The organism is Leifsonia sp. NPDC056824, from assembly GCF_042789575.1.
Taxonomy (GTDB): Bacteria; Actinomycetota; Actinomycetes; order Actinomycetales; family Microbacteriaceae; genus Leifsonia.
Map to the genome: position 1 here is coordinate 21,001 of NZ_JBHUAV010000008.1, position 26,807 is coordinate 47,807.

General features: G+C 72.1%; 27 protein-coding genes and 1 tRNA gene. 13 read left to right on the forward strand and 15 right to left on the reverse strand.

Features of this window, described 5'->3' with window-relative positions:
- Window positions 1-59 precede the first annotated feature (59 nt).
- The 6 genes from ACFRFH_RS19495 to ACFRFH_RS19520 all read left to right on the forward strand — a co-directional run bounded on the left by ACFRFH_RS19495 (window position 60) and on the right by ACFRFH_RS19520 (window position 6,025).
- Entirely contained in the window at window positions 60-959 is a 900-nt protein-coding gene (locus tag ACFRFH_RS19495; RefSeq protein ID WP_382464646.1) for a universal stress protein, read from the forward strand.
- Between the two features lie 90 nt (window positions 960-1,049).
- Window positions 1,050-2,699: a GAF domain-containing protein gene (locus tag ACFRFH_RS19500; protein ID WP_382464647.1), complete on the forward strand. Its 1,650-nt coding sequence runs from the start codon at window positions 1,050-1,052 to the stop codon at window positions 2,697-2,699.
- Window positions 2,696-3,340, forward strand: a complete 645-nt coding sequence (locus tag ACFRFH_RS19505; protein ID WP_382464648.1) for a response regulator — start codon at window positions 2,696-2,698, stop codon at window positions 3,338-3,340. The genes ACFRFH_RS19500 and ACFRFH_RS19505 overlap by 4 nt, the downstream gene beginning before the upstream one ends.
- Before the next feature lie 170 nt (window positions 3,341-3,510).
- Entirely contained in the window at window positions 3,511-4,221 is a 711-nt protein-coding gene (locus ACFRFH_RS19510) for a BON domain-containing protein (protein ID WP_382464649.1), read from the forward strand.
- Between the two features lie 21 nt (window positions 4,222-4,242).
- Window positions 4,243-4,716: a universal stress protein gene (locus ACFRFH_RS19515; protein WP_382464650.1), complete on the forward strand. Its 474-nt coding sequence runs from the start codon at window positions 4,243-4,245 to the stop codon at window positions 4,714-4,716.
- A gap of 157 nt (window positions 4,717-4,873) precedes the next feature.
- A complete protein-coding gene (locus tag ACFRFH_RS19520; protein WP_382464651.1) occupies window positions 4,874-6,025 on the forward strand; it encodes a hypothetical protein in 1,152 nt (383 codons plus the stop codon).
- Between the two features lie 23 nt (window positions 6,026-6,048).
- On the opposite strand, the gene ACFRFH_RS19525 is transcribed toward ACFRFH_RS19520, so the two are convergent.
- Together ACFRFH_RS19525 and ACFRFH_RS19530 are read right to left on the reverse strand one after the other, a co-directional pair.
- Complete coding sequence (locus ACFRFH_RS19525; RefSeq protein WP_382464694.1) at window positions 6,049-6,945, reverse strand: universal stress protein; 897 nt, start codon at window positions 6,943-6,945, stop codon at window positions 6,049-6,051.
- A 2-nt stretch (window positions 6,946-6,947) separates the two neighbouring features.
- Entirely contained in the window at window positions 6,948-7,439 is a 492-nt protein-coding gene (locus tag ACFRFH_RS19530; RefSeq protein ID WP_382464652.1) for a pyridoxamine 5'-phosphate oxidase family protein, read from the reverse strand.
- A gap of 198 nt (window positions 7,440-7,637) precedes the next feature.
- Between ACFRFH_RS19530 and ACFRFH_RS19535 the strand changes: the two genes are divergently transcribed.
- The 4 genes from ACFRFH_RS19535 (at window position 7,638) to ACFRFH_RS19550 (ending at window position 11,253) form a co-directional block, all read left to right on the forward strand.
- Window positions 7,638-9,302, forward strand: a complete 1,665-nt coding sequence (locus ACFRFH_RS19535) for a SulP family inorganic anion transporter (protein WP_382464653.1) — start codon at window positions 7,638-7,640, stop codon at window positions 9,300-9,302.
- 90 nt (window positions 9,303-9,392) lie between these two features.
- Complete coding sequence (locus tag ACFRFH_RS19540) at window positions 9,393-9,542, forward strand: hypothetical protein (protein WP_382464654.1); 150 nt, start codon at window positions 9,393-9,395, stop codon at window positions 9,540-9,542.
- Entirely contained in the window at window positions 9,539-10,222 is a 684-nt protein-coding gene (locus ACFRFH_RS19545) for a cytochrome b N-terminal domain-containing protein (RefSeq protein ID WP_382464655.1), read from the forward strand. Before ACFRFH_RS19540 ends, ACFRFH_RS19545 begins: the two co-directional genes overlap by 4 nt.
- Window positions 10,219-11,253 (forward strand): hypothetical protein, encoded by a 1,035-nt coding sequence (locus tag ACFRFH_RS19550; protein ID WP_382464656.1) that lies wholly within the window; start codon window positions 10,219-10,221, stop codon window positions 11,251-11,253. The genes ACFRFH_RS19545 and ACFRFH_RS19550 overlap by 4 nt, the downstream gene beginning before the upstream one ends.
- A 61-nt stretch (window positions 11,254-11,314) precedes the next feature.
- Here the strand turns inward: ACFRFH_RS19550 and ACFRFH_RS19555 are convergent.
- Both ACFRFH_RS19555 and ACFRFH_RS19560 read right to left on the reverse strand, forming a co-directional pair.
- A tRNA-Gln gene (locus tag ACFRFH_RS19555) sits at window positions 11,315-11,386 on the reverse strand.
- Between the two features lie 105 nt (window positions 11,387-11,491).
- Complete coding sequence (locus ACFRFH_RS19560) at window positions 11,492-12,571, reverse strand: hypothetical protein (protein WP_382464657.1); 1,080 nt, start codon at window positions 12,569-12,571, stop codon at window positions 11,492-11,494.
- Between the two features lie 91 nt (window positions 12,572-12,662).
- Here ACFRFH_RS19560 and ACFRFH_RS19565 point away from each other — a divergent pair, with 91 nt between their 5' ends.
- Window positions 12,663-13,139 (forward strand): MarR family winged helix-turn-helix transcriptional regulator, encoded by a 477-nt coding sequence (locus ACFRFH_RS19565; protein WP_382464658.1) that lies wholly within the window; start codon window positions 12,663-12,665, stop codon window positions 13,137-13,139.
- Window positions 13,140-13,236: 97 nt separating this feature from the next.
- Here ACFRFH_RS19565 and ACFRFH_RS19570 read toward each other — a convergent pair whose 3' ends face one another.
- The 6 genes from ACFRFH_RS19570 to ACFRFH_RS19595 all read right to left on the reverse strand — a co-directional run bounded on the left by ACFRFH_RS19570 (window position 13,237) and on the right by ACFRFH_RS19595 (window position 19,408).
- Window positions 13,237-14,175, reverse strand: coding sequence for an NAD(P)/FAD-dependent oxidoreductase (locus ACFRFH_RS19570; RefSeq protein ID WP_382464659.1), 939 nt, complete (start codon window positions 14,173-14,175; stop codon window positions 13,237-13,239).
- An 8-nt stretch (window positions 14,176-14,183) separates the two neighbouring features.
- Window positions 14,184-15,701, reverse strand: coding sequence for a glutamate--tRNA ligase (gene gltX / locus ACFRFH_RS19575; protein WP_382464660.1), 1,518 nt, complete (start codon window positions 15,699-15,701; stop codon window positions 14,184-14,186).
- A gap of 11 nt (window positions 15,702-15,712) precedes the next feature.
- The gene (locus tag ACFRFH_RS19580; RefSeq protein WP_382464661.1) at window positions 15,713-16,498 is read right to left on the reverse strand and encodes a fumarylacetoacetate hydrolase family protein; all 786 of its coding nucleotides are present in this window, start codon (window positions 16,496-16,498) and stop codon (window positions 15,713-15,715) included.
- Window positions 16,495-17,373, reverse strand: coding sequence for a ketopantoate reductase family protein (locus ACFRFH_RS19585; RefSeq protein WP_382464662.1), 879 nt, complete (start codon window positions 17,371-17,373; stop codon window positions 16,495-16,497). The genes ACFRFH_RS19580 and ACFRFH_RS19585 overlap by 4 nt, the downstream gene beginning before the upstream one ends.
- 48 nt (window positions 17,374-17,421) lie before the next feature.
- Window positions 17,422-18,399: an AraC family transcriptional regulator gene (locus ACFRFH_RS19590; RefSeq protein WP_382464663.1), complete on the reverse strand. Its 978-nt coding sequence runs from the start codon at window positions 18,397-18,399 to the stop codon at window positions 17,422-17,424.
- A gap of 67 nt (window positions 18,400-18,466) precedes the next feature.
- Window positions 18,467-19,408: a LysR family transcriptional regulator gene (locus ACFRFH_RS19595; RefSeq protein ID WP_382464664.1), complete on the reverse strand. Its 942-nt coding sequence runs from the start codon at window positions 19,406-19,408 to the stop codon at window positions 18,467-18,469.
- Between the two features lie 81 nt (window positions 19,409-19,489).
- Here ACFRFH_RS19595 and ACFRFH_RS19600 point away from each other — a divergent pair, with 81 nt between their 5' ends.
- Window positions 19,490-20,569: an aminotransferase class V-fold PLP-dependent enzyme gene (locus ACFRFH_RS19600; RefSeq protein ID WP_382464665.1), complete on the forward strand. Its 1,080-nt coding sequence runs from the start codon at window positions 19,490-19,492 to the stop codon at window positions 20,567-20,569.
- A gap of 79 nt (window positions 20,570-20,648) precedes the next feature.
- Here the strand turns inward: ACFRFH_RS19600 and ACFRFH_RS19605 are convergent, their stop codons facing one another.
- From ACFRFH_RS19605 to ACFRFH_RS19615, 3 genes are read right to left on the reverse strand one after another with little or no spacing between them, the layout of a single operon-like run.
- Window positions 20,649-21,779, reverse strand: a complete 1,131-nt coding sequence (locus ACFRFH_RS19605) for a branched-chain amino acid aminotransferase (protein ID WP_382464666.1) — start codon at window positions 21,777-21,779, stop codon at window positions 20,649-20,651.
- Between the two features lie 23 nt (window positions 21,780-21,802).
- Window positions 21,803-22,858, reverse strand: a complete 1,056-nt coding sequence (locus ACFRFH_RS19610) for a 3-isopropylmalate dehydrogenase (protein WP_382464667.1) — start codon at window positions 22,856-22,858, stop codon at window positions 21,803-21,805.
- A 57-nt stretch (window positions 22,859-22,915) separates the two neighbouring features.
- Entirely contained in the window at window positions 22,916-24,481 is a 1,566-nt protein-coding gene (locus ACFRFH_RS19615) for an MFS transporter (protein ID WP_382464668.1), read from the reverse strand.
- A 74-nt stretch (window positions 24,482-24,555) separates the two neighbouring features.
- Here ACFRFH_RS19615 and ACFRFH_RS19620 point away from each other — a divergent pair, with 74 nt between their 5' ends.
- Window positions 24,556-25,137, forward strand: a complete 582-nt coding sequence (locus ACFRFH_RS19620; protein WP_382464669.1) for a TetR family transcriptional regulator — start codon at window positions 24,556-24,558, stop codon at window positions 25,135-25,137.
- 7 nt (window positions 25,138-25,144) lie between these two features.
- On the opposite strand, the gene ACFRFH_RS19625 is transcribed toward ACFRFH_RS19620, so the two are convergent.
- Both ACFRFH_RS19625 and ACFRFH_RS19630 read right to left on the reverse strand, forming a co-directional pair.
- Complete coding sequence (locus ACFRFH_RS19625; RefSeq protein WP_382464670.1) at window positions 25,145-26,392, reverse strand: RNA polymerase sigma factor; 1,248 nt, start codon at window positions 26,390-26,392, stop codon at window positions 25,145-25,147.
- Window positions 26,393-26,400: 8 nt separating this feature from the next.
- The gene (locus ACFRFH_RS19630) at window positions 26,401-26,766 is read right to left on the reverse strand and encodes a YciI family protein (RefSeq protein ID WP_382464671.1); all 366 of its coding nucleotides are present in this window, start codon (window positions 26,764-26,766) and stop codon (window positions 26,401-26,403) included.
- Window positions 26,767-26,807: the final 41 nt, after the last annotated feature.

Here is a 26,807-nt window from a genome sequence, read left to right on the forward strand (position 1 = left end):
GGCGCTTGACTCGGTGACGGAACGGGAGGCACGAGCCGCGTCGTAGAAGGGAGAAGGCGATGACCGACCGGACGGTGGTCTGCTGGGACGGCTCGACGGCAGCGGAGGCGGCGCTCGCCTGGGCGCTCCGCCGCGCGCGCGGCGAGGGTTCGACGGTCGAGCTGCTCGACGTCGTCGACGCGGGCGAATTCCTGGGCGACGACGGCGCGCTCGAACGGGCGACCGAGCAGGAGGAGGACCGGCTCGACTCCCGGGTGGAGGAGCTCGCGGCCTCCCATCCCGGCGTCGTGTCCGGAGCGCAGCTGCTGGTCGGGGATCCGCTCGACCTGCTGACCGGTCAGACCCGGGCCGACACACTCGTCGTGGCCGGCACCCGGCACCGGGTCGGGCCCCGCGTCCGTTACGGCTGGTCGCTCGGTTCACGGCTCGCGACGGCGGCCGCCGGCCCAGTGGCCGTGATCCCCGTCGAGGAGTCGGAGGCTGCTGGGGCGCGGACGGGCGTCGTGGTCGGGGTGGACGGCTCCGTGGTGGGCCGGCTCGCCCTGGAGTTCGCGGCACGCGAGGCCGAGGGCCTGCGCCAGCCGCTGACGATCGTGCACTGCTGGGTCGCACCGCTGTCCGAGCAGCCGCTGGTAGTCCCCGACGACGAGTTCGTCACCTCGCAGGAGAGCGCTCGGCAGGACCTGCTGGACGACCACGCGCGCACGGTGCGCGCCGCGCACTCCGACGTCGTCGTGCACGCGGTCCTGCTCCGCCGGAACCCGATCTCGGGGCTCCGCGTCCAGGCGGAGCACGCGTCGATGCTCGTCGTCGGCAGCAGGCGGCTCACCGGCTGGAAGCGCGCGTGGCTGGGCTCGGTCTCGCACGGTCTCGTCCTCGACCTTGCGGCTCCCACCGTCGTGGTCGGGCAGGACACGCAGGTGTACGCGACGCCGCAGGAAGCTACACTCGGCGCGTGAGCTCACGCGCCGTTCACGGCTCGTGGCCCGCTGCCCGCTGCCGAGAGGAGGCGCGCCATCCCGAGCGATGAGCCGATCACCTTCCCCGACGTGCCCCGGGCCGAACTCGACCGCGCCCTCGGTGAGCTGGTGGAGCAGGCACGGAAGGTGCTGGACACCCAGGGCAGGCTGCGTGCGCTCGTCCGGGCGAACCGGGCGGTGGTGTCCCACCTGGAGCTGCCGGTGGTGCTGCGGGCGATCATCGAGTCGGCCGTCGAGCTGGTCGGCGCGCGGTACGGCGCCCTCGGGGTGATCGCCGAGGGCGGCGGCCTCGAGCAGTTCATCCACGTCGGGATGTCGGACGAAACGGTGGCACGGATCGACCACCTGCCGGAGGGCCACGGGCTCCTCGGCGCCCTCATCGACGATCCGCGCCCGATCCGTCTCGACTCGATCGCCGACGACCCTCGGTCCTCCGGCTTCCCCGAAGGCCACCCGCCGATGACGGCGTTCCTCGGCGTCCCGATCACGGTGCGCGACGCCGTGTACGGCAACCTCTACCTGACCGACCCCGTCGCCGGCGGGTTCACCGAGGACGACGAGCAGCTCGTCAAAGCGCTGGCCGCCAACGCCGGCTTCGCGATCGACAACGCGCGGCTGTACGCCGAGACCGTCGCCCGGCAGGCGTGGAGCGCGTCCGCCGCCGAGATGACGGCGGGCATCCTGGGGAGCGAGGCGGAGCAGTCGCGCGAGGAGCTGGCGACCCGCACGGCGACGCTGGTCGGCGCTCGCGCAGTGCTCGTCGTCGGTTTCGACCTCCACGACGACACGTTCCGCGTGCTCGGAGCGAGCGGCGCCGCCGGCGACCTCGACCCGACGACCAACAGCAGGATCCGCAGCGCGATCGAAGGGGCGCAGCCCACGCGGCTCGACGAGCTGAGCGGCATCCGGCTCCCGGACGGCCGCGGTTCGGGACCCGCGCTGGTCATCCCGTTCGACGGGATGTCGGGCGAGCCCGAGGTGCTGATCGCCGTCCGCGCGACCGGCGATCCCGCCTTCTCGGCGTTCGAGCTGGAGAGGACCGCGACGTTCTCGCGCCAGGCCGCCCTCGCGATGGAGCTCGCGGAGGCGCGCGCCGACCACGAGCGGGTGGTGCTCCTCGAGGACCGGGCGCGCATCGCCCGCGACCTGCACGACCATGTCATCCAGCAGCTCTTCGGCGCGGGGCTGGAACTGCAGAGCGTCCAGTCGGCACTCGGCCCCGGGAGGCTGGCCGACCGGATCGACGGCACCGTGAAGTCGCTCGACGACGCGATCGCGCAGATCCGTACGGCGATCTTCTCCCTGTCGCACCAGCAGGGGCCGGCCGAAAGCCTCCGGCACCGGCTGCTCGACATCGTGCAGGAGGTCGGCGAGGCCCTCCCGCGCCCGGCGACGGTCTCCTTCTCCGGCCCCGTCGACCTGGTGACCGACGCTGCTCTCGCCGACGATGTCGCCGCGTTCGTGCGGGAGGGCCTGACGAACGTGGTCCGGCACGCGGGAGCCGGCACAGCCACGGTCGAGGTCGTCGCCTCCGCGGACGAGATCACCGTCGACGTGGCGGACGACGGCACCGGGATCGGCGGGGCGAGCAGACGCAGCGGGCTCGCCAACCTCTCCGAGCGCGCGGAGCGCCGCGCCGGCGCGCTCGACGTCGAGTCGACCCCGGAGGGGACGCGGTTGCGGCTCCGTCTGCCCGTGTCCGTCGAGGGTGTCCGATGAGCCCGCCGGTGATCCGCGTCTTCCTCGCGGACGATCACGAGATCGTCCGCCGCGGTGTGGCCGCCCTGATCGATGGGCAGGACGATATGGAGGTCGTCGGCGAGGCGGCGACGGCAGTTCAGGCGCGGGCCAGGATCCTCGCCGTGCGGCCCGACGTCGCCGTGCTGGATGTCCGGCTGCCCGACGGCAGCGGAATCGACGTCTGCCGGTCCGTCAAGCAGGCGGAGCCGGGCATCCGCTGTCTGATGCTCACCGCGTACGACGATGAGGACGCTCTGCGCAGCGCGATCATCGCCGGCGCCGACGGCTACGTCGTCAAGGACATCCGCGGGAGCACGCTGCTGGACGACATCCGCGCGGCGCACCGGGGCACGCGCCTCATCGACCCGCGCGTCGCCGAGCGCGTCTCGGCGACCCTCCGCGAGCCCGCCGACGACCCGCGCTTCTCCTCGCTGGGCCTCCGCGAGCGGCAGGTGCTGGCACTCATCGCCGACGGCCGCACGAACCGGCAGATCGCAGAGCGGCTCGGCCTGGCGGAGAAGACGGTGAAGAACTACGTGAGCTCGCTGCTGGCCAAGCTCGGCCTGGAGCGGCGCACGCAGGCCGCGGTACTCCATCTCGAGCACCGCGGCCACGTCTGACCGGGGTCCGGGTCCGGTCAGCTCCCCTTTTCCCCTCTCCCCGCTCGGCGTCCGCGTCGACGCCGATACCGTATGTCGGCGCGCCGACCCGGCTGTGGGTCGAAGGTCCCGCGCATCCGCGTGGGACCTTCGACTCATCCGTGGGTCCCCGGCACGCGGATCCTGGGACCATGAGCATCAGCAGCGCACCCGAATCAGACGCGCCGACCGCGATGGCACGCACGTTCAGCGATCTGACGGTCCGCCGGGCCGTCGAGTCGGAACTGGCGTGGACACCGGACGTGACCGCACCCGCCATCGGCGTCGCCGTCGACGGCGGCGTGGTCACCCTCACCGGCGACGTCGGTACCCTCCACGAGCGCATCGCCGTGGTGGAAGCCACCCAGCGTGTCGCCGGGGTCCGCACCGTCGCGGACGAGCTCAGGCTGCCCGCGCCCGGTGGCGACCCGCACGGACGCACGCTCGCCGCTGCGGTCGACGGCATCCTCGCCTGGACCGCGGGGGTCCCGCGGACGAGGATCCACGCCGACGTGGAGGGCCACCGCGTGGTCCTGACCGGTGAGGTCGAGTGGGACTCGGAACGAGTGGCCGCCAAACGGGCGGTCGAGCGCCTCCACGGCGTCCACGAGGTCGAGAGCCGGATCGAGCTCTCCCGCCGGCCGCAGGCCGACGACGTCGCCGAGCAGATCCGCAACGCCCTGGTGCGCAACGCCATCCTCGACGCGGCCCGGATCACTGTCACCGTCGACGGGGACGAGATCACGCTGACCGGCTCCGTCGGCTCCTGGACCGAGCACCAGCAGGCCCTCCGGACGGCATGGTCGTCGCCGCATGTGCGGCAGGTGCACGACCGGCTCCGGGTGGAGCCTCCGGAGATCTGAAGCACTCCTGAGGGGCTCCGCATGCATCCGTCGAAGATGGTTCTGCCGCCGATCGTGTGCGGTGTGGACGGGTCCGAGCAGTCCCGTCGCGCCGTGCATGAGGCCGTGCGGCTGGCACGCGCACTCGAGGCACGCCTGCACCTGGTGATGGCGTGGCTGCCCTCCACCTCGATGTACGACGCCTACTTCCCGGCCCCGGAGCGGGCGCCCAAGGTTGTGGCGTTCGAGATCCTGGAGGACGTCGTCCGCGCCGAGTTCGGCGACACGCTGCCCGAGTGGGTGAGCCTGCACGCCGAGCCGGGACACGCCGGCAAGGTTCTGGTGGATGCGTCGCGCACCGCAGAGCTTCTCGTCGTCGGAAGCCGCGGTCTGAGTGAGCTGGCGTCGCCGTTCCTCGGCTCGGTGAGTCTGTACTGCGCCACGCAGGCTGACTGCCCGGTGCTGGTCGTGCGCCCGGGGAAGACGGCGGGCGAGTCGAAGGAGAAAGGTCGATGACGGATGGGACGGCTCGCCGGAAGCGGACGTCGCTCCTGATCTGAGCACTCACGTCGGCTTCGACGGCGGCCGGGACCTACGGCCCTATGGCGCACGGCCGGATCGGCCGACCCTGATCCCGTGGCGCACGGCGCGCCGCTCAGGGGGGAGTTCGGAAATGAATGCTCGAGCCACGCACCTTCTCAGGCTCGCCGGTGCGGCGGCGCTGGCCTGCGCGCTCATGCTGACGCTCGGCGCCTCGGCCGCCACCACGCCGGCGCAGACCGCCGGAGGTGCCGGACCGCACTTCTACAGCGGTGTCGCCGTCGATGTGTCCGGCCCCGTCGACGGAGACGTCTACGCCGCCGGGCAGAGCGTCACCGTCAGCGGCGACGTCACCGGCGACGTGATCGCGGCGGCGCAGACCATCACCATCAGCGGCCGAGTGGACGGCAACATACGCCTCGCCGGGCAGACCGTCACGATCACCGGCCACGTCGCGCGCAGCGCCACGATCTTCGCGTCCGACCTCCTGGTCGACGCCCGCGGATCCGTTCAGAACGACATCGTCGCGACTGCGACCTCGATCCGCGTCGCGGGCGACGTCGGCAGGGACCTCCTGGTCAGCGTCACCGACCTCCGGATCGACGGGACCGTCGGCGGCGACGTCACCTACGCCAGCACCACCACGGCGCACATCGCTGACGGCGCGGTCGCCGGCACAGTGGAACACGTCCAGACCCAGCAGTCCTCCCCGCCCCAGATCTCGCCGTGGGCCGCGGTGCTGGGCTGGTTCCTGGGGCTGATCTACGCCCTGGTCGCGCTCAGCCTCCTCACCGTCGCCGCCGGCCTCCTCGTCCCCCGGACGCTGGTGCGCGTCACCGACCGGCTCCTACCGTCGCCGTGGCGCGCGCTGCTGGTGGGTTTCGTGGCCGCCATCGTCGTGCCCATCGGGCTGCTGCTCCTGCTCGTCACGATCGTGGGCGCGCCGCTCGCGCTCGCCGGCCTGCTGGTCTGGATCGTACTGACGCTCGCGACGTTCCTGGTCGGCGCGCATTACCTCGGGCGCGTCGTGCTCCGCCACTCCGCGCATCCTGTTCTCCAATCGTTCGTGGGCGGCCTGATCCTGATCGTGGGGCTGCAGATCCCGGTGCTCAACATCCCGGTGTGGCTGGCGATGGTGTTCTTCGGGCTCGGCGCGGAGCTGCTGGAGCTGTACCGACAGCGGCCCTGGAGGGCCGGCGCCCCTGCGACCCCTGCGGCGCCGCCCGAGCCGGCGGCCCCGCGGGAAGCTCAACCGGCACCGGCGAGCGAGCCGCCCCGGCTATAACGGGCTGTAGCGGGAGCCTCGCGTCACCAATCGTCCCGGTCGTCCGGCCCGCTCGGCACGACGACGGAGAACTCCTTCGGCGTGACCAGCACCGGGCACGGGAGGTTCTGCAGCACGTCGTGGCTGACCGAGCCGAGCAGGGAGGAGACGAAGCGCCCGCGGCCGCGCGTCCCGACGACGATGGCGACGGCTCCTGCTCCGTGCTCGATGAGCGCCTCCGCCGGATTCCTGCGCTCCACGACCTCGGCGATCGGCGCCGCCCGCGCGATCGGGACGTCGGCGACCGCCTCCGGGATCACGGCCTGCTCCCGCTTCAGGAACGCGGGATCGGCGCGTTCTCCGGAGTCGAGGACGGCGTGCAGGGCCTCCGGCACGTCCCAGGCGTGCACGGCCTCGACCTGTGCACCCGACCAGCTCGCCTCTGTCACGGCGAGCGCCAGTGCGGAGCGTGCGAAGGCGGAGCGGTCCACGCCGACCACTACCACGTTCCGCTCGGGCCGCGGCGACGCGGGGATGACCGCGACCACGCAGTCGGCCTTCGCCGCGAGCGTCAGCGGGAGGGTGCCGATCCGCGCCCCGCTGTGCAGCGGCCCCTTGTCGGTGCCCACCACCAGGAGGGCGGCGCCCGCTGCCTCCCCCAGGAGCGCGCTCGCCGGCGGCCCCTCCACCCAGCGGACCTCCACGGCGATTCGCGGGGCGAGCGCGCGAACGTGGTTCCGTGCCTGAGCGAGCACGGTCTCGACCGTCGTCTCGAGATCGAACCGCGGACCGAAGACCGCGCCGCCGAGGCGCGTGTCGATCGCATGCACCACCTCCAGCGCGCCGCCGCGCGCGGCGACGCGGTCGGTCGCCCAGTCGAGCGCCCGCCACGCCGCCGGCGAACCGTCGAACCCCACCACCGTGCGCCCGTCGATCGCCATCGTCACCACTCCCCCTCCTTGCGACCGGTCAACGTGTGCAGGTTCACCCGGAAGACCACAGCGGCCGCGGAAGACTGCCCCACCCGGGCCCGCGCCTCTGCGAGCCGCGGAATGTCGAGGGTCCGCATCATCCCGAGCTCCGCTCCCTGATGGCCTTCCGCGGTCGCCGGCACAAGCGGCCGGAAGCGATCGACCAGGAGCTCCGTCGCCTCTTTCGCCTCGCCGCCGAGCAGCTGCTGGAAGCTGCCCCACGCGATCACGCTGCGCCAGCGGTCGATGTGGTCGAGCTCGTCGACCTCGAAGCAGACCTCCGGCTGGGTCCGCAGCGCCTGCACCTTCCGGCCCTGCGCGCTGTGGCAGTACACGGCGCCGTCCCGGTAAGCGAAGGAGATCGGAACGACGTACGGCTGGCCTTCGGCGATCATCCCGAGCCTGCCGATCAGGGCGGCAGTGAGTAGCTCATCGATCTCGTCGCGGGTCATCGGGGTGGGCATCGGGACTCCTCACGTCATCGGCTTCGCTGTCGAGCCTGCCCCGCCCGCGCGCCACCGGCCGGGACCTTCGACCCTTGTCGTGCCGTGAGCGCACGCCGTCTGATGACCCCATGAGAAACCACCACGACGAGTCCCGCAGGCGCGCCGCCCGGAACGGCCGCTGAGCGGCACAGGAGACCAGAGCACGCGGGCTGACGCATGCTGTCCATCCCACGCCTCCTCCGCGGGCGCGTCCTCGCCGGCCTGACCCCGCGCACGCTGCCGCGCGAGCTACTCGCCGGGGTGACGCTCCTAGCGATCTCGGTCCCCGTGAACCTCGGCTACGCCCAGATCGCAGGGCTCCCCCCGGCCGCGGGGCTGTACACGCTGATCGTGCCGGCGGTCGTCTACGCACTCATCGCCTCGTCGCGCCAGCTCGTGGCCTCGCCCGACGCCGCGGCATCCGCCCTGGTCGCGTCGTCGTTGGGCGGGATGGCGATCGCCGGGTCGGGCGACTACCTCGCGCTTGCATTCGCTCAGGCCATCATCGGCGGCGTCGTCTTCGTGTTCTGCGCCGTCTTCAACCTCGGCTTCCTCGCGGACTTCCTCTCCAAGCCGATCCTCATCGGCTTCGTGAGCGGGCTCGCCCTGGACATCCTCGTGAGCGAGATCGCGACGATGCTCGGGGTGCGGATCACCAGCAGCGCCGGTTTCCTCACCCGCGTGGCGGAACTCATCGCCGGTCTGGGCGAAGCCAACGGATGGGCGATCGCCGTCTCGGCCGGGTCGTTGGCCGTGCTCGTACTCGGCCGCCGGTTCGCGCCGCTCGTGCCCTGGGCGCTCATCGTGCTCGCAGGCTCGAGTTCGTTGGTGGCCTTCACCGGGATGGAGAGCCTGGGAGTGCGCACGCTGGGGCCGGTCGAGCTCGGCGCGCCGACGTTCTCCTGGCCCGCCATCGGCTGGTCGCAGTGGCTTTCGCTCGTGCCGTCCGCACTGTCGCTGACGATGGTCGCCATGAGCGAGGGGCTGCTCGTCTCCCGGGCCTTCGGCGAGCGCCGCGGCTACCGGGTGAATCCGGACCGGGATCTGCTGGCGTTCGGCGCTGCGAATATCGCTTCCGGCCTCACCGGTGGGTTCACGATCGGGTCGTCGACGTCCCGCACTGCCGCGATGGACCACGCCGGCTCGCGCAGCCAGCTCCCCGCGCTGGTGACGGCGGCGGGCACCCTGCTGCTGGTCGTCTTCGGCACGGCTCTCTTGGAACACATCCCGTCGCCGGTGATCGCCGCCGTCGTCGCGGTCGCCGTGCTCCCGCTGCTCGACGTCCGGGAGTTCGTCTCCCTCTGGCGGCAGTCACGGTTCGAGCTCGGGATCGCGGTCTCCTGCTTCCTCGGCGCGCTGTTGATCGGGCCGGTCGCGGGCATTGTGATCGCCGTGGTCCTCGCCCTCGTCAACCTCGCCCGCCGGGCGGCGAACCCGGCGATCGACGTGCTGAGCACGACAGAGTCCCGCGAGCACTCGCTGCTCCCGGTGGAGGACGAAGTCACCCAGACAGCCCCCGGCCTGATCGTGCTCCGTTTCGCGGCTCCGTTGTTCTTCGCGAACGCCGGGGTCTTCGAGGAGGCGGTGAGGAACGCCGTGGCCGAGGCGGGACCCGACCGTCTCGAACACCTCGTGCTCGACCTCGAGGCGGTGACCGACATCGACGTCACGGCCGCCGAGCGGTTCCACTCCGTCCAGGACTGGTTGAGCGAGCGCGGGATCCTGCTGCACTATTCGCGCGTGCGCCCCGACCTGGAACTGCGGCTGGAGCACTTCAGCCTGATCGGGGACCGCACGCTTTACGGGACGAATCAGGCGGCGATCGACGCCCTCGCCCCGTGAGCGGCGACGTCACCATCGAACCGGGGGGACCTTCGACCCTCCCGCCGCTCCGAACGAGGATCACGCTGGGCCTCGAACGAAGGAGACACCGTGGACATCGTCGCAAGCGGGCCGGGCAGCTATCTCGGCTGGGGTGCGTTCACCATTCAACTCGGCAATCTCATCGTCATCGTCGTCATGCTCGTGCTGTTCGCGCTGGCGCTGCTGCTGCCGTTCCCGAAGGCGAGGCGCCGGCGATGAGCGGGCCCCACGCGCCGAGCGGTCAGGACGAGGAGGTCTACACCTGGACCGGCCGCACACGCCGTTGGCTCCTGAAACGACTCCCGCCGCAGAAGCTGCTGCCGCAGGACCAGCCGAGCTATGTCTCCTCCTGGATCTACGTGTTCGGGATGGCGTCGCTCGCTGCGTTCGCCATCGTGATCCTCTCCGGTCTCGTGCTCAGCCTCAACGGACCCGCCTGGTACCACGTCTCGAGCCTCGGGCATTTCACCAACAGCGTGCACCTGTGGAGCGTCGAACTGTTCTTCCTGCTAATGGTCGTGCACCTGTGGGGCAAGTACTGGATGGCCGCGTGGCGCGGAGGCCGGGTGCTCACCTGGATCACGGGCGTGATCGCCTTCGCGGTGTCGATCGCTGCGGCGTTCACGGGCTACCTGCTGCAGACGAACTTCGACTCCCAGTGGATCGCCTTCGAGGGCAAGGACGCGCTCAACGCGGTTGGGATAGGCGCCTGGTTCAACGTCGCCGACCTGGGGCAGATGTTCACCTGGCATATCGTGCTGCTTCCGATCGGCGTCGGCGCGATCGTGGTGCTGCACGTCCTGCTGGTGCGCGTGCACGGGGTCGTCCCGCCGATCGACGCGACCGAGGCCGACGACCAGGTCGTCAACGCCTACAACGAATCGGAGGGGCCGCGATGAAGCGCACACCGAGCATGACCTGGAAGGCCGGCGAGGACGTTGCGAGCCGACCCTGGCACGGACGCGTCCGCGACTATGACCTCTTCAAGGAGGTCACCATCGGCTTCATCGTCGTCGGAGCCGTGACACTCGGGCTTGCCGCCGTGTTCGGGTCGCCGGACGAACCGGCTGTCACCTTCGCCTCGTGGTCGGCGAACGATCCTGTCGACTTCGCCACCACGGCGACCGCCGAACTCGGCGGCACCAGCGACACCGCCCAGTACGGGCCTCCGTACAACGACACTCAGGGAGCGACACAGACCCTCGGTCCCATCGACCTGCAGAGTCTGTCGGGCGTCCGGCTGCCGATCGACACCGCGAAGGCATTCGTGCTCGGGCCGCTGCACACGCTTCCCTCCATACCATCGGCGGTCGCCCGGTGGTCGAACGCGTCCGCGGCTCAGCAGGCCCGCTGGGCGTCCGCCTATGCCAAAGCCCTGGCAGCAGACAAGGGCACTACGCTGCCGAAGGCGTCGAGCGACGAAGGACCCGTCCCCGCGATCATCTCGTCGCTGAGCGGCATGGCCCGCAGCGGAGCGCTCGACGGCGCGTTGGCCGGCGAAAGCGGCTTCTACCCGCTCAACCACGCCCCCGCGATCCTGTTCCTCGGCGACGGCCAGTACTTCCAGAACCTGGCGGCGGCCCAACATCTCACCGGCGACCAGTGGGGCATGATGAACGAGACCGGCAACACGCCTGGTCAGGCCTGGCTCTGGCTGTTCTCGCTCTTCTACCAAGTGGAGCCGTTCGCGTCCCTCGCAAACGCGGACCTCGTGATCGTGCTCATCATGGGTGGGCTCACGCTGCTGCTCGCCCTGCTGCCGTTCATCCCCGGCCTGCGCACCATCCCGCGATGGATCCCGCTCCACCGGGTGATCTGGCGCGACTACTACCGGGCCACCGCTTCGACTGCCGGGACGCAGGAGGCCGCTGCCCGGGATCTCCGCGCGGTCGCAGCAGCCGGGCACAGCCACGCCACCGGAAACGAGTGAACCGGGCGCTCAGAAACGAAAAAAGACCCGGAACTCCGGGCCTTTCGACGTCTTGCTACTGCTGGGGTACCTGGACTCGAACCAAGAACAACTGAACCAGAATCAGCCGTGTTGCCAATTACACCATACCCCAAGGGCTTCGGACCGTGGCCCGGGCACGAGATCTAACAATAGCCTATGCTCCGCCGCTTCCACAAAACGCGGGCAGGCCGGGCGAGCCGTCGCCCGGCCCCCGCGTTCATGCCGCGACGGTGGCCGTCTCCTCCTCCTCCGCGCTCGCCAGGATGGCGTCGTCCGCGGCTCGCCGTCGGCGCACGGTGAGCAGGTGGCTGACGCCGATCAGCGCCAGTCCCACGGTCGCCCACAGCGCCAGGCGCAGGCCGTCGAAGCCGAACTGCTGGCCCGGAAAATACGTCAGCGCCCGCGCGGAGTCCAGCCAGGCGGCGCCCGTCCAGAACGTGCTGAGGCCCGCGAAGAAGGGCGGCTGCATGTTCTGCGGGAAGATGCCGCCGGAGGTCGTCACATTGAGCATGACGAACAGCAGGGTGAGGACCGGGGTGGTCCAGCGGCCGAGCATGGGGTGAAGGCCGACGCCGATCGTGATGATCCCGAAGGTGTAGAGGGCGCCGAGGAGGCCGATGCCCCACTCGTTGCCGGCGAGCACATGGAAGATCGGGCCGGCGACCACGGTGGTGATCGCGGAGACGACGACGGCGGTCGCGGCGGACACGGCGATGCGCCAGCCGATGCCGAGGCGGCCGGCGACCGCGGAGATGGCGATCGCGCTCGAGTAGCCGCCGACGCTCATCGCCACCATCATGAAGAACAGCCCCTGGCCGGTCATGTCGTCCGCCGGAACCGGGCGCACGTCGTCGATCGTCAAAGGCAGGTGCTGCTGGTAGGCGATCGGGAGCAGGAGCTCCTGCGCGGCGGAGGCCGCCGCCGGGGACGCAGCGGTCGACACGATGATCGTCGCGTGCGTCGCGTCGGTCGCGTACGCCGCGGAGAGCCTCCCGTCGGCGACCTCCGCTCTGGCCTTCTCGGCTGTCGCGACGGTGCTCACGTCGAGCGCGCGGGGGGCCTTGTCGTTGAGGGTCTGCGCGAACACGTCGGCCGCCGGGCCCTGGCCGACGATCCCGACGGGGATGTTGTTCGGCTGGGCGGCGTGGAACGCGCCGAGGTAGGCCAACGCCATCCCGGCCGCGAGGAACAGCGGGATGACGATGTGCGAACCGAGCGTCTTCCAGAAGGCGGCCGGCGGCCAGAAGCGCGGCGGCCGGGCGACGGCGGGAATGGGGGTGATGCGGTGCGCGGACATGCGGCGGGAGATCCTCTCCGGGTTGAGTTGCAGAAAGCAACGTACGACACTTCGTTGTATTGTGCAACTCCGATTCGGGTAGGGTGAAGGAATGACGCCCCGGACAGCGCCTGAGACCCGCGACAGCAGCGGCCGCGACAGCAGTGGCCGCGACCCCATCGCCCGCGTGCAGCGCGAGCTCCTCACCCTCGGCCGCCGCGGGACGGCGCGCGTGCGGAGGGAGGATGAGGCGCTCTCCGTCGTGGACCGCTCCCTGCTGACCTACATCCAGGAGAACCCCGGCTGCCGGGCCGTGGATATCGCGACGCACTTCCAGCTCAACCGCTCCACGGTGTCGCGCCAGCTCGCCGCCCTCCTGGAGCACGGTTACGTCGTGGCCGACGACGAGCCGGCGGGAGGGTCGCGCGGCACCGCCCTGCGGCTCACCCCCGCGGGCAGCGCCGCCTTCGACCAGTCCACCCGCACCGTGCTGGACTCGGTCGCGCGGCGGCTGGCGAGCTGGTCGGAGGCCGACCTGGAGGCCTTCGCGCGCATGCTCGAGCGCTACAACGCCGCGCCCGACGAGTAGCGCGCCGAAACGCGCGATCGAGGGGCACGTAAGCGCCCGTAAAACCGCGTTTTAGGGGCGTTTACGTGCCCCTCGGCGGTGGGATGGCGGGGGTGCGCTAGAGGACGGCGCCCTCGTTGAGGGCGATGCCGATCAGGTCGCGGTTGACTGCGGCGGCCACGACGGCTCCCGACCCTGCGGCCACGATGAGCTGCTGTGGCCCGGGCGCGGTGGTCTCCCCCGCCGCGTACACGCCGGGCAGCGACGTGCGGCCGTGCGCGTCCGTCACCAGGTAGCCGTCGGTGTCCCTGTCGAGGTCGAGCGCGTCCGCGAACGACAGGGCGGGCGTCCACACCGGCCGCACGAACCCGCCCGCCCGCGGCACCACCGTCCCGTCCGCGAGCCGGACGCCGGTCATGGCGCCCTTCTCGCCCACGACGTCCTCGACCGGCCGGCGCTCGACGCCGACGCCGAGCCGCGCGAGGGCGCGCTCCTCGTCGTCGCCGATCGGCGCGACGCCGTTGGTGAAGACGATCAGGTCGTCCGTCCACTGCGTGAGCAGCAGCGCGCGCTCGGCCAGGTCCGCCGTCTCGCCGATCAGCGCGAGCGGCTCGCCGGCCTTCTCGAAGCCGTCGCACTCCAGGCAGCTGTGCAGCTGGGTGCCGTAGAAGGCGCGCAGGCTCGGGAGGGCGGGCATCGTCTCCGCCACGCCGGTCGCGATAACCACGGTGGCCGCCACGGCGTCCACATCCGTGCCGCCGCGCACGCCCGTGCCGCGCACGCGGAACCCGTCCGCGTCCACGGTCACCGCGTCCACCTGCGCGAACACGACGTCGGCGTCGTCGTAGCCGGAGACCTCCTCGCGGCCGAGCCGGCGCAGCTCGGCGGGCGGCACGCCGTCGCGGCTGAGGAAGCCGTGCGCCTGCAGCGTCGCCGCGTGGCGCGGCCGGTTGCCGTCCACGACGAGCACCCGCCGGCGCGCACGCGCCAGGTTGAGCGCGGCGCTGAGACCGGCAGGGCCGCCCCCGACGACGATGACTTCGACGCTGACGCCCACGGCGAGGCCTAGCCCAGGCTCGCCGACAGCGCGTCCAGCCGGGCGAGCGACTCGGCCTTGCCGAGGATCTCCATCGACTCGAACAGCGGAGGCGACACCCGGCGCCCGGAGACGGCGACCCGCAGCGGCCCGAAGGCCACGCGCGGCTTGAGGCCGAGGGCCTCCACCAGGGCGTCGCGCAGCGCGGCCTCGATGGCCTCGTGCGTCCACTCCGCCTCCGGCACGACCTCGAGCGCGCCGAGCGATGCGGCCAGCACCTCGCCGGCGTTGTCGGGCAGCGACGCGCGGGCCTCGTCCTCGACGGTCAGCGACGCGGCGTCCGTGAACAGGAAGCCGAGCATGCCGGGCGTCTCGCCGAGGAGCTGCACGCGCTCCTGCACGAGCGGAGCGGCCTCGGCCAGCACCGCGCGCTGCGCGTCGGTCAGCGGCTCGCTGAGCACGCCGGCCGCGACCAGGTACGGGATGGTCCGCTCGGCGAAGTCGCCGACCTCCAGCAGCCGGATCTGGTCGCCGTTGATCGACTCGGCCTTCTTCTGGTCGAAGCGGGCCGGGTTCGGGTTCACGTCGGCGACGTCGAACGCGGCGACCAGCTCGTCGATGGAGAACACGTCGCGGTCGTGGGTGAGCGACCAGCCCAGCAGCGCCAGGTAGTTGACCAGGCCCTCCGGGATGAAGCCGCGGTCGCGGTGGAGGAACAGGTTCGACTCCGGGTCGCGCTTGGACAGCTTCTTGTTGCCTGCGCCCATCACGTACGGGAGGTGGCCGAACCGCGGCACGAACGTCGTCACGCCGGCGTCGATGAGCGCGTGGTACAGCGCGATCTGACGCGGGGTGGAGGACAGCAGGTCCTCGCCGCGGAGCACATGCGTCACGCCCATGAGTGCGTCGTCCACCGGGTTCACGAAGGTGTAGAGCGGGTGACCGTTCGGCCGCACGACGACGAAGTCGCTGAACGAGCCGGCCGGGAAGGTGATCTCGCCGCGCACCAGGTCGTCGAAGCTCAGGTCGTCGTCCGGCACCCGCAGGCGCAGCGCGGGCTCGCGGCCCTCTGCGCGGTAGGCGGCCTTCTGGTCCTCGGTGAGGTCGCGCTCGAAGTTGTCGTAGCCGAGCTTCGGGTCGCGGCCGAGCGAGACGTTGCGCGCCTCGATCTCCTCGCCGGTGGCGAAGCTCTCGTAGATGTGGCCGGAGGCCTTCAGGCGCTCGATCAGCTCGCGGTAGATGTCGTACCGCTGCGACTGCCGGTACGGCTCGTTCGGGCCGCCGACGTCGATGCCCTCGTCCCAGTCGAGGCGCAGCCAGCGGAGCGCGTCGACGATCATCGCGTACGACTCCTCGCTGTCGCGCGCGGCGTCGGTGTCCTCGATGCGGAAGATCATCTTTCCGCCGGTGTGCCGCGCGTAGGCCCAGTTGAACAGGGCGGTGCGGATCAGGCCGACGTGCGGCGTGCCGGTGGGCGACGGGCAGAACCGGACGCGGACGTCCGCTCCGGTCGCGATGGAGAAGGGGTGCGGATCGTTGTCAGACATCGCTTGAAATCCTACTTGGGAGTGCGCACCGGATTCACCAGCGAGCCGACGCCTTCGACCTCCACCTCGACGGTGTCGCCCGCGACGATCGGCCCGACCCCGGCCGGGGTGCCGGTGAGGATGACGTCGCCGGGAAGCAGGGTGAAGACGCTCGACGCGTAGGCGATGATCGACGGGATGTCGTGCACCATCTCGGAGATGCGCGCCTCCTGCTTGAGCTCGCCGTTGACCCGCGTGCGCAGGAAGGCCTCCGGGTTCAGCTCGGTCTCGATCACCGGCCCGAGCGGGCAGAAGGTGTCGAAGCCTTTCGCGCGCGTCCACTGGCCGTCCGACTTCTGGAGGTCGCGCGCGGTGACGTCGTTCGCGACCGTGTAGCCGAAGATGTGCTCGGCGGCCTTCTCGGCGGGGACGTGCCGGGCGATCTTGCCGATCACGACCGCCAGCTCGCCCTCGTACTCGACCTGCTGCGACTGCTGCGGCAGCAGGATGGCGTCGCCGAGCCCGATCACGGCGGTGTTGGGCTTCAGGAAGAGCAGCGGCTCGCCCGGAGCCTCGCTGCCCATCTCGGCGGCGTGCTCGCGGTAGTTCTTGCCGACCGCCACCACCTTGGAGCGTGGGATGACCGGCGCCAGCAGGGACCCGACCTGGCCGAGCGGCACGCGCTCCCCCGTCGTGTCGAAGCCGGCGAACATCGGATCGCCGGCGAGGACGACCAGGGCGTCGTCGTCGACGATGCCGTAGTCGATGACCGGGCTCTGCTGGGAGGGGCGGGTGTGGCTGAACCGTGCGATCTTCACGCGTTCGAGCCTAGCGCCGCGATGATCCGGGCGATGGCCGGGGTGGGGATGCCGTGCCGTGATCCCGCGCGCAGCAGCGCGCCGCCGATCGCGTCCAGCTCGTTCGGGTGGCCGTCGGCGAGGTCCTCCTGCAGGGAGGTGCGCATCCCGCCCGGCACGCTGTGCAGCACGCGGACCAGGTCGAGCGCCGAGGTCGGCACGCCCTCCGCGGTCGAGCACGCGACGATCTCGGAGACGACGGCCTCGGTCAGCTCCGGGTCCTCGCTGAGCGCGGGACCGGCCGACTGCCGCCAGTAGGAGGTCAGCAGCGCCAGCGCCGACAGCAGCCGGAACTTCGCCCACAGCACCTCGGCCTCCGTGCCGCCGACCGTCACCCGCGGGCCGGCGTCGGCCAGCGCGCGGACGGACGCGAAGCCGCCGGCGGCCTCCGGCGCCTCGATGTTCACGAACGGGCTGCGGTGGTCGATCACCGTCGTGGAGGCGCGCAGTGCGGACACCGCGACGGACGCACCGGCCACCGGCACGCCCGGCAGCGCCTCCCGCAGCGGCCCCATGTGCTCGACACCGTTGAGGAACGACACCACCTCGACGGGCCGCGCCGCCGCGATTCCGGGGAGGACGTCCTCCAGCCCGTACGCCTTGGTCGCCACGATGACGCTCGCGCCCTCCGGCACCTCGGTGGCGGCGGAGACGCGCTCGACGCCGTCGCCGAAGGTGGCGCTGCGCACCTCGATGCCGTCGGCGCGGATGGCGGCGACGGTCGCCGGACGACCCACCGCCACGACATCGTGACCGGCGCGGGACAGCAGCCAGGCGAACAGGCCGCCTACGGCTCCGGGACCGACGACGGCGAAGACGGGTTCGGATGCGCTCATGGCTCGATCGTAGCCAGCGTTCCGACCGCAGACAGCCCCAGGGGCGGCCTACGACTGCCGGAGGGCCTCCCCCGGAAGGAGTCCGTAGACGGCCCGGTACCTGGCGGCGAAACGGCCGAGGTTGGAGAACCCCCACCGCGCGGCGACCGCTGCGACGGTCGCGGTCTCCGGGCTGGAACGCTGGAGCTCCCGATGCGCGTTCTCGAGGCGCACCCGGGCGAGGTACGCGAGGGTGCTCGATCCGGTGTGCTCCTGGAACCCGCGCTGCAGAGTGCGTGTGCTGGCGCCGACGGCCGCGGCCACGTCGGAGACGGTGATGGGCAGCCCGGCGTTCTCGTCGATGAAGTCCATCGCCCGCCGGATGACGGCGGGCACCACCGGGGCCGCGTCCCGTTCGAGCGCGGCCCGGTAGCGGTGCTCGGTCGCCAGGAGCAGGCCGGTCATGATGAGGCCGGCGACGTGTGCGGACATCAGCGGATTGCCGGCCAGCCCGTCCGGGCCCCCGGCCGAGCCGTAGAGCACCCGCACCAGCTGCCACCACTCGGCTGCCCGGCCCGACCTGAGGTCCAGCAGCGGGGCGAAGTCGATCGGACCGGTCACCTCGGCGTTGATGGTCCGTCCGAGCTCCCTCTCCAGCGTCCGCCGGTCGATGCGCACCATCGTCAGCCGATCGTCCGGCTGCTCGAACCCGGAGATGGCCGACTCCAGGTTCGGGCCGGCGACCGCGGCGAACTCGGGGGTGGCGGTGATCTCGCGCCGGCCGGTCCTCATGTTCAGGAGGCCGGTGCTCGGGGCGCTGATCCCGTACGCATCGCTGTGCGACCGCATCTGGACGTCGACGCGGCCGCCGTACGACATCCGGGCCAGGCGGACGCTGCCGAGCCGGAAGCCCGAGACCTCCCAGGCGAACGCGGCGTCGGCGCGGACCGGCGTCACCCGGTGCTCGTAGGACAGGAGCCGGGAGGCGAGCTCGACCGCTTCGTCGACATCGGCCGAGCGGAAGGTCTGAAAGCCCGACGCGTTCACGCCCACTCCCTCCGGCGCATCCGAACCGGACGTGCGGATGCGCCCACAGCTCGATCGTAGCCAGCGATCAGAGCTCCGACAGCCCCCAGGGCGCGCCGTCGAGCGCGAGCAGCGCGTCCGCCGTCGCGGCGATGGCCGGGACAGCGTCGGAGCCGGTGGCGGCGACCAGGTTGATGGTGCGGTGGTCGCGGTTCGCCGTCGGCCGCAGCACCACGCCCTCCACCGCTCCGGCGGAGCCGACCGCGAGCGCGGGCAGCAGCGCGACGCCGACGCCCTCGGCGACCATCCGCAGGACGGCGATGAAGTTGTCGGTCTCGTAGGCGATCCGCGGCGCGTAGCCGCACGCGTCGGCCAGCTCCAGCAGGTGACCGCGGCAGCGCGGGCAGCCGCCGATCCAGGAGGCGGAGGCCAGCTCGGCGAGGTCGACGCTCGTCCCGGCGGCCAGGGGGTGGTCGGAGCGCAGGGCCACCAGCATCTCGTCCTTCCAGAGCGGCACGACCGCGAGGCCGCGTGCGCTCTCCCGGTGCGGGTCGACCCGGTCGCCCGGGTAGCCGAAGGTGATCGCCAGGTCGGCGGTCTGGTTGCGCACGGCGGCGACCGCCTCGGGAGGCTCGGCCTCCAGGTAGGTGATCCGGACTCCCGGATGCTCGGCCTCCATCGTGTTGAGCAGCCGGGGGACGAGCGAGGACGACGCCGACGGGAAGCCCGCCAGCCGGACCCGGCCGGTGCGGAGCCCGCGGAGGTCGGCGAGCTCCCCCGCCGCTGCGTCGAGCGCCGTCGTCACCGCTCGCGCGTGACGGGCGAGCACGCGGCCCGCCTCGGTGAGGCGTACGCCGCGGCCCGCGCGGGCGACCAGCGGCATCCCGATCCGGCCCTCCAGCCGGCGCAGGTGCTGGCTGATCGCGGGCTGGCTGTAGCCGAGCGATTCGGCGGCGCGGGTGATGGAGCCGTGGTCGGCGATCGCCCGCACCACGCGGAGGCTGTGGGAGTCGAGGTCGTCGAGGAGCATGCGCGAATCATAACGCCAAGTGATGGAAATGATTCGACAACTGTTCTGGTGTGATGTGTGAGGGTCCCTCAGGCTGGAAGCATGCCCGAATCCCTCACCCTGCCCGCCGCCTCATTCGCGGAGGCCTTCACCGCCGGCGCCGGCTACCTCGCCGCCTGCACGCAGGGGCTGCCCACCCGCGCGACGGTCGACGCGGGCCGCGCGGACCTGGAGCGCTGGGCGCGCGGTGAGGCCGCGCCGGGAGACTACGACGAGGCGATCGCACGCTCCCGGCACGCCTTCGCCCGGATCGCCGGAGTCGCGGTGGACGACATCGCGATCGGTTCGCAGGTCTCGGTGCTCGCCTCGCTGATCGCGGCCTCCGCACCGGACGGCGCCGTCGTCGTGTGCGCGGAGGGGGACTTCGCGTCGATGGTCGCGCCGTTCCACGCCCAGGCGCACCGCGGCGTGCAGGTCAGGGAGGTCGCGTTGGCCGACCTCCCCGCGGCGGTCGGCGACGACACCTGGCTCGTCGCGTTCTCCCTGGTGCAGTCGGCGACGGGCGAGCACGCGGACGCCGACGCGATCCTCGCCGCCTGCGCGCGCACCGGGACGCTCAGCTTCGCCGACCTCACCCAGGCGCTCGGCTGGCTCCCGGTGGACGCGTCCCGGTTCGACGTCACGGTCACGCACGCCTACAAGTGGCTGTGCGCGCCCCGCGGCAGCGCCTTCCTCACGGTGCGGCCCGGCGTCCGCGACCGGCTCCGGCCGGTGCACGCGGGCTGGTACGCGGGCGAGGACCCGTGGAGCTCGTGCTACGGGCCGCTCGTCGCCCCTGCTGCCTCCGCGCGGCGCTTCGACGTCTCCCCCGCGTGGCCGGTCTGGCCCGGGACGGCTGCCGCCCTGGAGTTCTTCGCGTCACTGGACGCGGACGCCGTGCACGCGCATGCCACGGGGCTCGGCGACCGCCTGGCGGATGCGCTGGGACTGGTCGACGCCTCCGGCGCGCCCGTGCGTGGCCGCGCCATCCTCACCTGGCCCGATCCCGACGGAGCCGACCTGGCGGCGCTGACCGCCGCGGGCCTCCGCGCGTCCGGCCGCGCCGGCCGCGCCCGCGTCGCCTTCCACCTCTGGAACACCCCCGCCGACCTGACGCGCACCCTCGAAGCCCTCACCCCCTGAACCACAAGCACCGAGGGGCACGTTGTTGTCACTTTTCGACGTGAAAAGCGACAACAACGTGCCCCTCGGCGGCAGGAGGTTACGCGTCCAGGCGCATCATCCAGTTGTGGCGGTCGTGGGCGCGACCGGCCTGGATGTCGGTGAGCTCCTTGCGCAGCGACATGGTCAGCTCCCCGGGAGGCGCGGTGATGTCGCCCACGGTGAACGTGTCGGACTTCAGCTCGCCGATCGGCGTGATGACCGCCGCGGTGCCGCAGGCGAAGACCTCGACGATGTCGCCGGACTCCACGCCGTCGCGCCACTCCTCGATCGTCACCCGGCGGCGCTCCACCGTGTGGCCGCGGTCGCGCGCCAGCTGCAGCACCGAGTCGAGGGTGATGCCCTCGAGGATGCTGTCCGACTCGGGCGTCACGAGCGTGCCGTCCTTGTAGACGAGCACGACGTTCATGCCGCCGAGCTCCTCGATGTACTTCCCCTCCACGGAGTCGAGGAAGAGCACCTGCGCGCAGCCGTGCTCGTACGCCTCCGCCTGCGGGAGGAGGCTGGAGGCGTAGTTGCCGCCGGTCTTCGCCGCTCCCGTGCCGCCCTTGCCCGCGCGCGACCAGTGGTCGGACAGCCAGATGGAGACTGGGGCGACGCCGCTCGGGAAGTACGCGCCCGCGGGGCTCGCGATCAGGTAGAACGCCACCTTGTTGGCCGGTCGCACGCCGAGGAAGGCCTCCTTGGCGAACATGAACGGGCGCAGGTAGAGACTGGTCTCCTCGCGGTCGGGCACCCAGTCGCCGTCCACCGCGACGAGCTGCTTGAGCGCGTCGAGGAAGTGCTCGACCGGCAGCTCGGGCAGCGCCAGACGGTAGGCGGAGCGCTGCATGCGGGCCGCGTTGGCCTCCGGGCGGAAGCTCCAGATCGAGCCGTCCTCGTGCCGGTACGCCTTGAGGCCCTCGAAGATCTCCTGCGCGTAGTGCAGCACGGCCGCCGACGGGTCGAGCTGGATGGGGCCGTACGGGGAGACCCGCGGGCGGTGCCAGCCGCCCTTGGCCGACCAGCACACGTCGACCATGTGGTCGGTGAAGTGGTTGCCGAAGCCGGGGTTCGCGAGGATCTCCTCGCGCTCCGCCGCGCTGCGCGGCGACTCGTTGCGCGTGACGTTCCAGAGGAGGCCGGCCGTCTCGCTGGGTCCGGAGGTGAGGTTGATGCTGGTGGAGGTCATTGAGTGTCCTTTGCTGCGATGCGTCAATTCTGCGCCACGCGGGCCGCGATCGCGTCGCCCACTTCGGAGGTCGTGCGCGCGGCGCCGCTGCGGGCGGCGAGGTCGGACGTCACCGCCTGCTCGACCCGCTCGGCGAGCTCCCCGGCGCCGAGGTGGCGGAGGAGGAGCGCGACGGAGAGGATCGCGGCGGTGGGGTCGGCCTTCTGCTGGCCGGCGATGTCGGGGGCCGATCCGTGAACCGGTTCGAACATGCTCGGGAATTCGCCCGCGGGGTTGATGTTGCCCGAGGCGGCCAGTCCGATGCCGCCGCTGATCGCGGCCGCGAGGTCGGTGAGGATGTCGCCGAAGAGGTTGTCCGTGACGATCACATCGAATCTAGCAGGATCCGTGACCAGGAAGATGGTCGCCGCGTCGACGTGGAGGTAGTCGACCGCGACCTCCGGGTGCTCGGCCGCCACGGCGTCCACGATCCGCTTCCACAGCCCGCCCGCGAACGTGAGCACGTTGGTCTTGTGCACGAGGGTGAGCTTCTTGCGGCGGGCCTCGGCCTGCTCGAACGCGTAGCGCACGACGCGCTCCACGCCGTAGGCGGTGTTGACCGAGACCTCGTTGGCGATCTCGTGAGCCGTGCCTTGGCGGATGGCGCCGCCGTTGCCGACGTACGGGCCCTCCGTGCCCTCGCGGACGACGACGAAGTCGACCTCCCCCGGGTCCGCCAGCGGGCTCGCGATGCCGGGGAACAGGGTGGTCGGCCGCAGGTTGACGTAGTGGTCGAGCGAGAAGCGCAGCTTCAGCAGCAGCCCGCGCTCGATGTTCGCGCCCGCCAGCCGCGGGTCGCCCGGCTTGCCGCCGACCGCGCCGAGCAGGATGGCGTCGTGGCCGGCGATCGCGGCCAGGTCGTCGTCGGTGAGCACGTCGCCGGTCGCCAGGTAGCGGTCCGCCCCCAGCGAGAAGTGCGTCTTCTCGAACGCGAGGTCGCTGCCCGCCGTCACCGCGTCGAGTACTTTGACCGCCTCCGCGATCACCTCCGGACCGATTCCGTCCCCGGGGATGACGGCGAGTTGGACGGTTGTGCTCATGACGCTCCTGCACTGATCGGTGGGCGGACGGTTCCCCCTACACTATCGCCGCCCGGCTCAGGAGCGGACGCGGCGCAGGGTGAGCAGCGCGAGCACGGCTGCGGTGAGCATCAGACCCGCGCCGATGGAGGCCGTGAGCGCGATCCCGCTGTCGAACGCGTGCCGCGCGGACTCCAGCAGCTCGGCCGCAGCCCCGCCAGGGAGGCCGCCGGCGACCGTCACCGCGCCGCCCAGCGTGTCGGCGGCGGCGGCCGCGTCGGCCGGGCTCAGTCCAGCGGGCAGCACGATCGCGGCGCGGTACGACGAGACGATGATGCTCCCGAGCACCGCCGTGCCGAGCACCGCGCCCAGCTCATAGGCGGTCTCGGACACCGCGGACGCCGCGCCCGCCTTATCCGCGGGCGCTGTCGACACGATGAGCTCGTTGGACACGGTCTCCGCCGCGCCGATCCCCAGCCCCAGCAGCACGAACGCGGCGAGCAAGACGCCCCACGACGCGTCTCCCCCGCTCACGGCGACCACGATGTACCCGGCCGCCGACACGCACAGCCCGCCCGCGATCACGAGCCCGGGCCGCTGCCGCCGCGCGACGGGCACCACGAGGAGGCCAGACACGATCATGGTCGCGAGCCCCGGCAGCAGCACCATCCCCGCGCGCATCGGCGGCATCCCGAGCACGAGCTGGAGGTGCTGCGACACGAAGAACAGGAAGCCGACCAGCGCGATCACGCTGAGCAAATTGATCAGCACGGCGCCGCTGAACGCCGCCCGCCGGAACAGGCGCATGTCGAGCATCGGCACCGGCCTCCGGAGCTGACGCCGGACGAACAGCACCCCGGCGCTCACCCCGACGAGCACCGCCAGCACCGGGACGAGCGCGAGCCCGTGCACCGCGAACTCCTTGATCCCGTACACGATGGGCGCCATCGTGACGAGCGACAGCAGGATGGACACGACATCCACCGGCCCGGGCGCGGGGTCGCGCGACTCGCGCACGAGCAGCGACGTGAGCACCAGCAGCGGGATCAGCACGGGCACCGCGAGCAGGAACACCGATCCCCACCAGAAGTTCTCGATCAGCAGGCCGCCGACGATCGGGCCGAGCGCGGAGCCTGCCGCGAATCCCGCCGCCCAGATCGCGATGGCGACGCGGCGCTGCTCGCGGTCCTGGAAGACGCTGCGCAGCAGGGAGAGCGTGGAGGGCATGAGCATCGCGCCGAACACGCCGAGCAGGGCCCGCGCGCCGATCAGCAGTTCGGCGGTCGGGGCGAACGCCGCCGCTGCCGACACGGCGGCGAAGCCTGTCGCGCCGATCAGCAGCACCGTGCGGCGGCCGATCCGGTCGCCGAGGCTGCCCATCGCGACGAGCAGGCCGGCGAGCACGAGCGGGTAGACGTCAACGATCCAGAGCAGCTGCGTCGAGGACGGCCGCAGCGCCTCGGTGATGGCCGGGAGGGCGAAGCCGAGCACGGTGTTGTCGACCGACACGAGGAGGACGGGGAGCATGAGGACGACCAGGGCCACCCAGGCGCGCGCACCGGCACGGCCGGGCGTGGGCGCGGGAAGCTGCGCCGTCGGCTCGGCGGCGGCCGGGGTGCGGTCGGAGCGGGTTGTCGAGGTCATGCCTTACTGTACCGTCCGGACGGTACAGTAGTCAATGACGCGGGAGCGCGGGGCTGCGCGGCTAGCATGGCCCCATGTCCTCCCCCGCCTCACCGGCGTCCACCTCACCCGCTCCGCCTTCACGGTCCGCTCGCGACCGCATCCTCGACGCCTTCGAGGACCTGCTCGCCGAGCAGAGCGAGCGCGCGGCGACGCTGGAGGCCGTGGCCGCGCGGGCCGGCGTCTCCAAGGGCGGCCTGCCCTACCACTTCGCGTCGAAGGACGCCCTGGTCGACGGCGTCCTGGAGCGCTTCGCGGCCGACCTCGCCGAGGACATCGAGCACATGCGCGCCGCACCGGACGGGCCGGTCGCCTACTTCCTGCGGACGTCCATCCCCTCCGACAACCGCCTGGAGCGGGTCATCGTCGCCATCGCCCGGCTGGCCCAGGCCTCCGACGCCCGCGCCAGCGACGCCCTCGCCGACGCGCAGCGGCAGTGGCTCAGCGAGCTGGAGGCCGTCGTCGGCGACCGGATGGTGGCGCGGACCATCATGCTGATCGGCGACGGGATGTACTACAACACCGCGCTGCTGCCGGCGGCGAACACCGTGCTTCGCGACGAGACCGACGTCCAGGAGCTGATCGGGCTGGTCGAGCGGCTGAGCGCACGGGACTGAGCCCGGCTCACGCGCCGCCCGCGGCGAGCAGCCGCAACAGCGACCGTCGCGTCCGGTCGTCGTCCGTCGTCCCGATCGCCCGCCGCAGCTCGACCTCGGACCCGGCACGATCGCCCGCGAGCCGCAGCAGCTCGGCGCGCGCCGCGTGCGCCCGGGAGGCCAGCGGCCCGACGAACAGGTCGGGCTCGGCGGCGAGGGCGGCGAGCGCGACCTCCGGCCCGGCGTCCGGGCTGTGCCCGAGCGCCACCAGCCGGCCGAGCCGCGCCGACGTGCTCGGCCAGACCCGCACCAGCCCGTCGTAGAGCCGGACGATCGCGGGCCAGTCGGTGGCCTCCCAGGTCGGCGCGATGGCGTGCAGCCCGGCGATGCCCGCCTGGAGGGCGTAACGGCCGTCGCCGTCGGCCATGCCCTCGAGTGCGACGGTGGCCAGCCGCTCCCCCTCCACCATCATCGGCACGTCCCAGCGCATCCGGTCGGCCTCCCGCAGCGTCGCGAACTCGTCGTCCGGGGTCAGCCGGGTGGCCTGGCGCGCCTCGGTGAGCAGCAGCAGGCCGAGCAGCCCGGCGCTCTCGGCGTCACCCGCCACCCGGTGCGCGTCGCGGGCGAGCGCGATCGCGTCGGCACGCAGGCGGTCGTCCGCGGTCGCGTGCCCCACCGTGTAGAGCAGGTAGATCGTGGTCAGCGCGTCCGGCATCCGCTTCGCGACCGCCGCCGCGTCGTCGAGGGCGAACCGGAGGCCGGAGTCGTGGACGCGCTTCTTGGCGCGGGTGAGCCGGGCGGCCATCGTCGGCTCGGAGACCAGGAAGGCCTCCGCGATCCGAGCGGTCGGCACGCCGCAGACGTGGCGCAGCGCCAGCGCGACGCGCGTCTCCGGCGCGAGGTCGGGATGCGCGACGAGCAGGATGAGGTCCAGCCGCTCATCGCCGATGAACACGCCCTCATCCCCCCTCTCCTCGGCGTCGGCGGCGGCGGCGCTTTCGGCACGTTCGGCCTCCGCGGCCAGCATCGGCGCGACGCGCCGGGCGGACCGCTCGCGCCGCAGGGCGTCGAGCGCGACCCGGCGCGCGACCGTCGTGATCCAGGCCGCGGGGTTCCGCGGCTCGCGGCCGCGCGCCGCCTCGGCGACGGCGCGCGCGAACGCCTCCTGCACCGCGTCCTCGGCGAGCAGGAGGTCGCCCGTCGTGCGCGCCACCGCGCCGAGGATGCGGGCGGCGTCCTCGCGGTAGGCGCGCTCGATCCGGGAGGCAGCGGTCACGGCGCGGCTCAGCGCACCGTGTCGAGCACCAGCACCGGGTACAGCTCGACCCAGCCGCCGGTCGGCACCATCGCGGCCAGCTCCCTGGCCTGCTCCGGCGTCGACGCGGTGTAGCTGTAGAAGCCGGTGACGACCTCCCGGGTCTCGCTGAACGGCCCGTCGGTGATGAGCGGGGCACCGCCCTCCCGCGGCGTGATCTTCGTCGCCTTGTTGGCCGGCTGCAGGGCGCCGGTGGCGACGATCCTCTCACCGGCCGCGACCACGGCGTCCTGGAACGCCTTGTGGCCGGCCATGCCCGCCTGCCACTCCTCCGCCGTCATCGCCTCGGGGTCCCAGTTCGGCTCGCGGATGAGCAGAACGTACTCGTCGGACATCGTGGTCTCCTCACTTCGTCGGAACGCCCCGTTCGAGGCGA

What these genes read in the sequence shown, in the direction of transcription:
- ACFRFH_RS19495 (WP_382464646.1), top strand. Translation starts at nt 60, where the DNA reads ATGACCGACCGGACGGTGGTCTGCTGGGACGGCTCGACGGCAGCGGAG.
- ACFRFH_RS19505 (WP_382464648.1), top strand. Translation starts at nt 2,696, where the DNA reads ATGAGCCCGCCGGTGATCCGCGTCTTCCTCGCGGACGATCACGAGATC.
- ACFRFH_RS19510 (WP_382464649.1), top strand. Translation starts at nt 3,511, where the DNA reads ATGAGCATCAGCAGCGCACCCGAATCAGACGCGCCGACCGCGATGGCA.
- ACFRFH_RS19515 (WP_382464650.1), top strand. Translation starts at nt 4,243, where the DNA reads ATGCATCCGTCGAAGATGGTTCTGCCGCCGATCGTGTGCGGTGTGGAC.
- ACFRFH_RS19520 (WP_382464651.1), top strand. Translation starts at nt 4,874, where the DNA reads ATGAATGCTCGAGCCACGCACCTTCTCAGGCTCGCCGGTGCGGCGGCG.
- ACFRFH_RS19525 (WP_382464694.1), bottom strand. Translation starts at nt 6,945, where the DNA reads ATGGCGATCGACGGGCGCACGGTGGTGGGGTTCGACGGTTCGCCGGCG.
- ACFRFH_RS19530 (WP_382464652.1), bottom strand. Translation starts at nt 7,439, where the DNA reads ATGCCCACCCCGATGACCCGCGACGAGATCGATGAGCTACTCACTGCC.
- ACFRFH_RS19535 (WP_382464653.1), top strand. Translation starts at nt 7,638, where the DNA reads ATGCTGTCCATCCCACGCCTCCTCCGCGGGCGCGTCCTCGCCGGCCTG.
- ACFRFH_RS19545 (WP_382464655.1), top strand. Translation starts at nt 9,539, where the DNA reads ATGAGCGGGCCCCACGCGCCGAGCGGTCAGGACGAGGAGGTCTACACC.
- ACFRFH_RS19550 (WP_382464656.1), top strand. Translation starts at nt 10,219, where the DNA reads ATGAAGCGCACACCGAGCATGACCTGGAAGGCCGGCGAGGACGTTGCG.
- ACFRFH_RS19560 (WP_382464657.1), bottom strand. Translation starts at nt 12,571, where the DNA reads ATGTCCGCGCACCGCATCACCCCCATTCCCGCCGTCGCCCGGCCGCCG.
- ACFRFH_RS19565 (WP_382464658.1), top strand. Translation starts at nt 12,663, where the DNA reads ATGACGCCCCGGACAGCGCCTGAGACCCGCGACAGCAGCGGCCGCGAC.
- gltX (WP_382464660.1), bottom strand. Translation starts at nt 15,701, where the DNA reads ATGTCTGACAACGATCCGCACCCCTTCTCCATCGCGACCGGAGCGGAC.
- ACFRFH_RS19585 (WP_382464662.1), bottom strand. Translation starts at nt 17,373, where the DNA reads ATGAGCGCATCCGAACCCGTCTTCGCCGTCGTCGGTCCCGGAGCCGTA.
- ACFRFH_RS19595 (WP_382464664.1), bottom strand. Translation starts at nt 19,408, where the DNA reads ATGCTCCTCGACGACCTCGACTCCCACAGCCTCCGCGTGGTGCGGGCG.
- ACFRFH_RS19600 (WP_382464665.1), top strand. Translation starts at nt 19,490, where the DNA reads ATGCCCGAATCCCTCACCCTGCCCGCCGCCTCATTCGCGGAGGCCTTC.
- ACFRFH_RS19605 (WP_382464666.1), bottom strand. Translation starts at nt 21,779, where the DNA reads ATGACCTCCACCAGCATCAACCTCACCTCCGGACCCAGCGAGACGGCC.
- ACFRFH_RS19610 (WP_382464667.1), bottom strand. Translation starts at nt 22,858, where the DNA reads ATGAGCACAACCGTCCAACTCGCCGTCATCCCCGGGGACGGAATCGGT.
- ACFRFH_RS19615 (WP_382464668.1), bottom strand. Translation starts at nt 24,481, where the DNA reads ATGACCTCGACAACCCGCTCCGACCGCACCCCGGCCGCCGCCGAGCCG.
- ACFRFH_RS19620 (WP_382464669.1), top strand. Translation starts at nt 24,556, where the DNA reads ATGTCCTCCCCCGCCTCACCGGCGTCCACCTCACCCGCTCCGCCTTCA.
- ACFRFH_RS19630 (WP_382464671.1), bottom strand. Translation starts at nt 26,766, where the DNA reads ATGTCCGACGAGTACGTTCTGCTCATCCGCGAGCCGAACTGGGACCCC.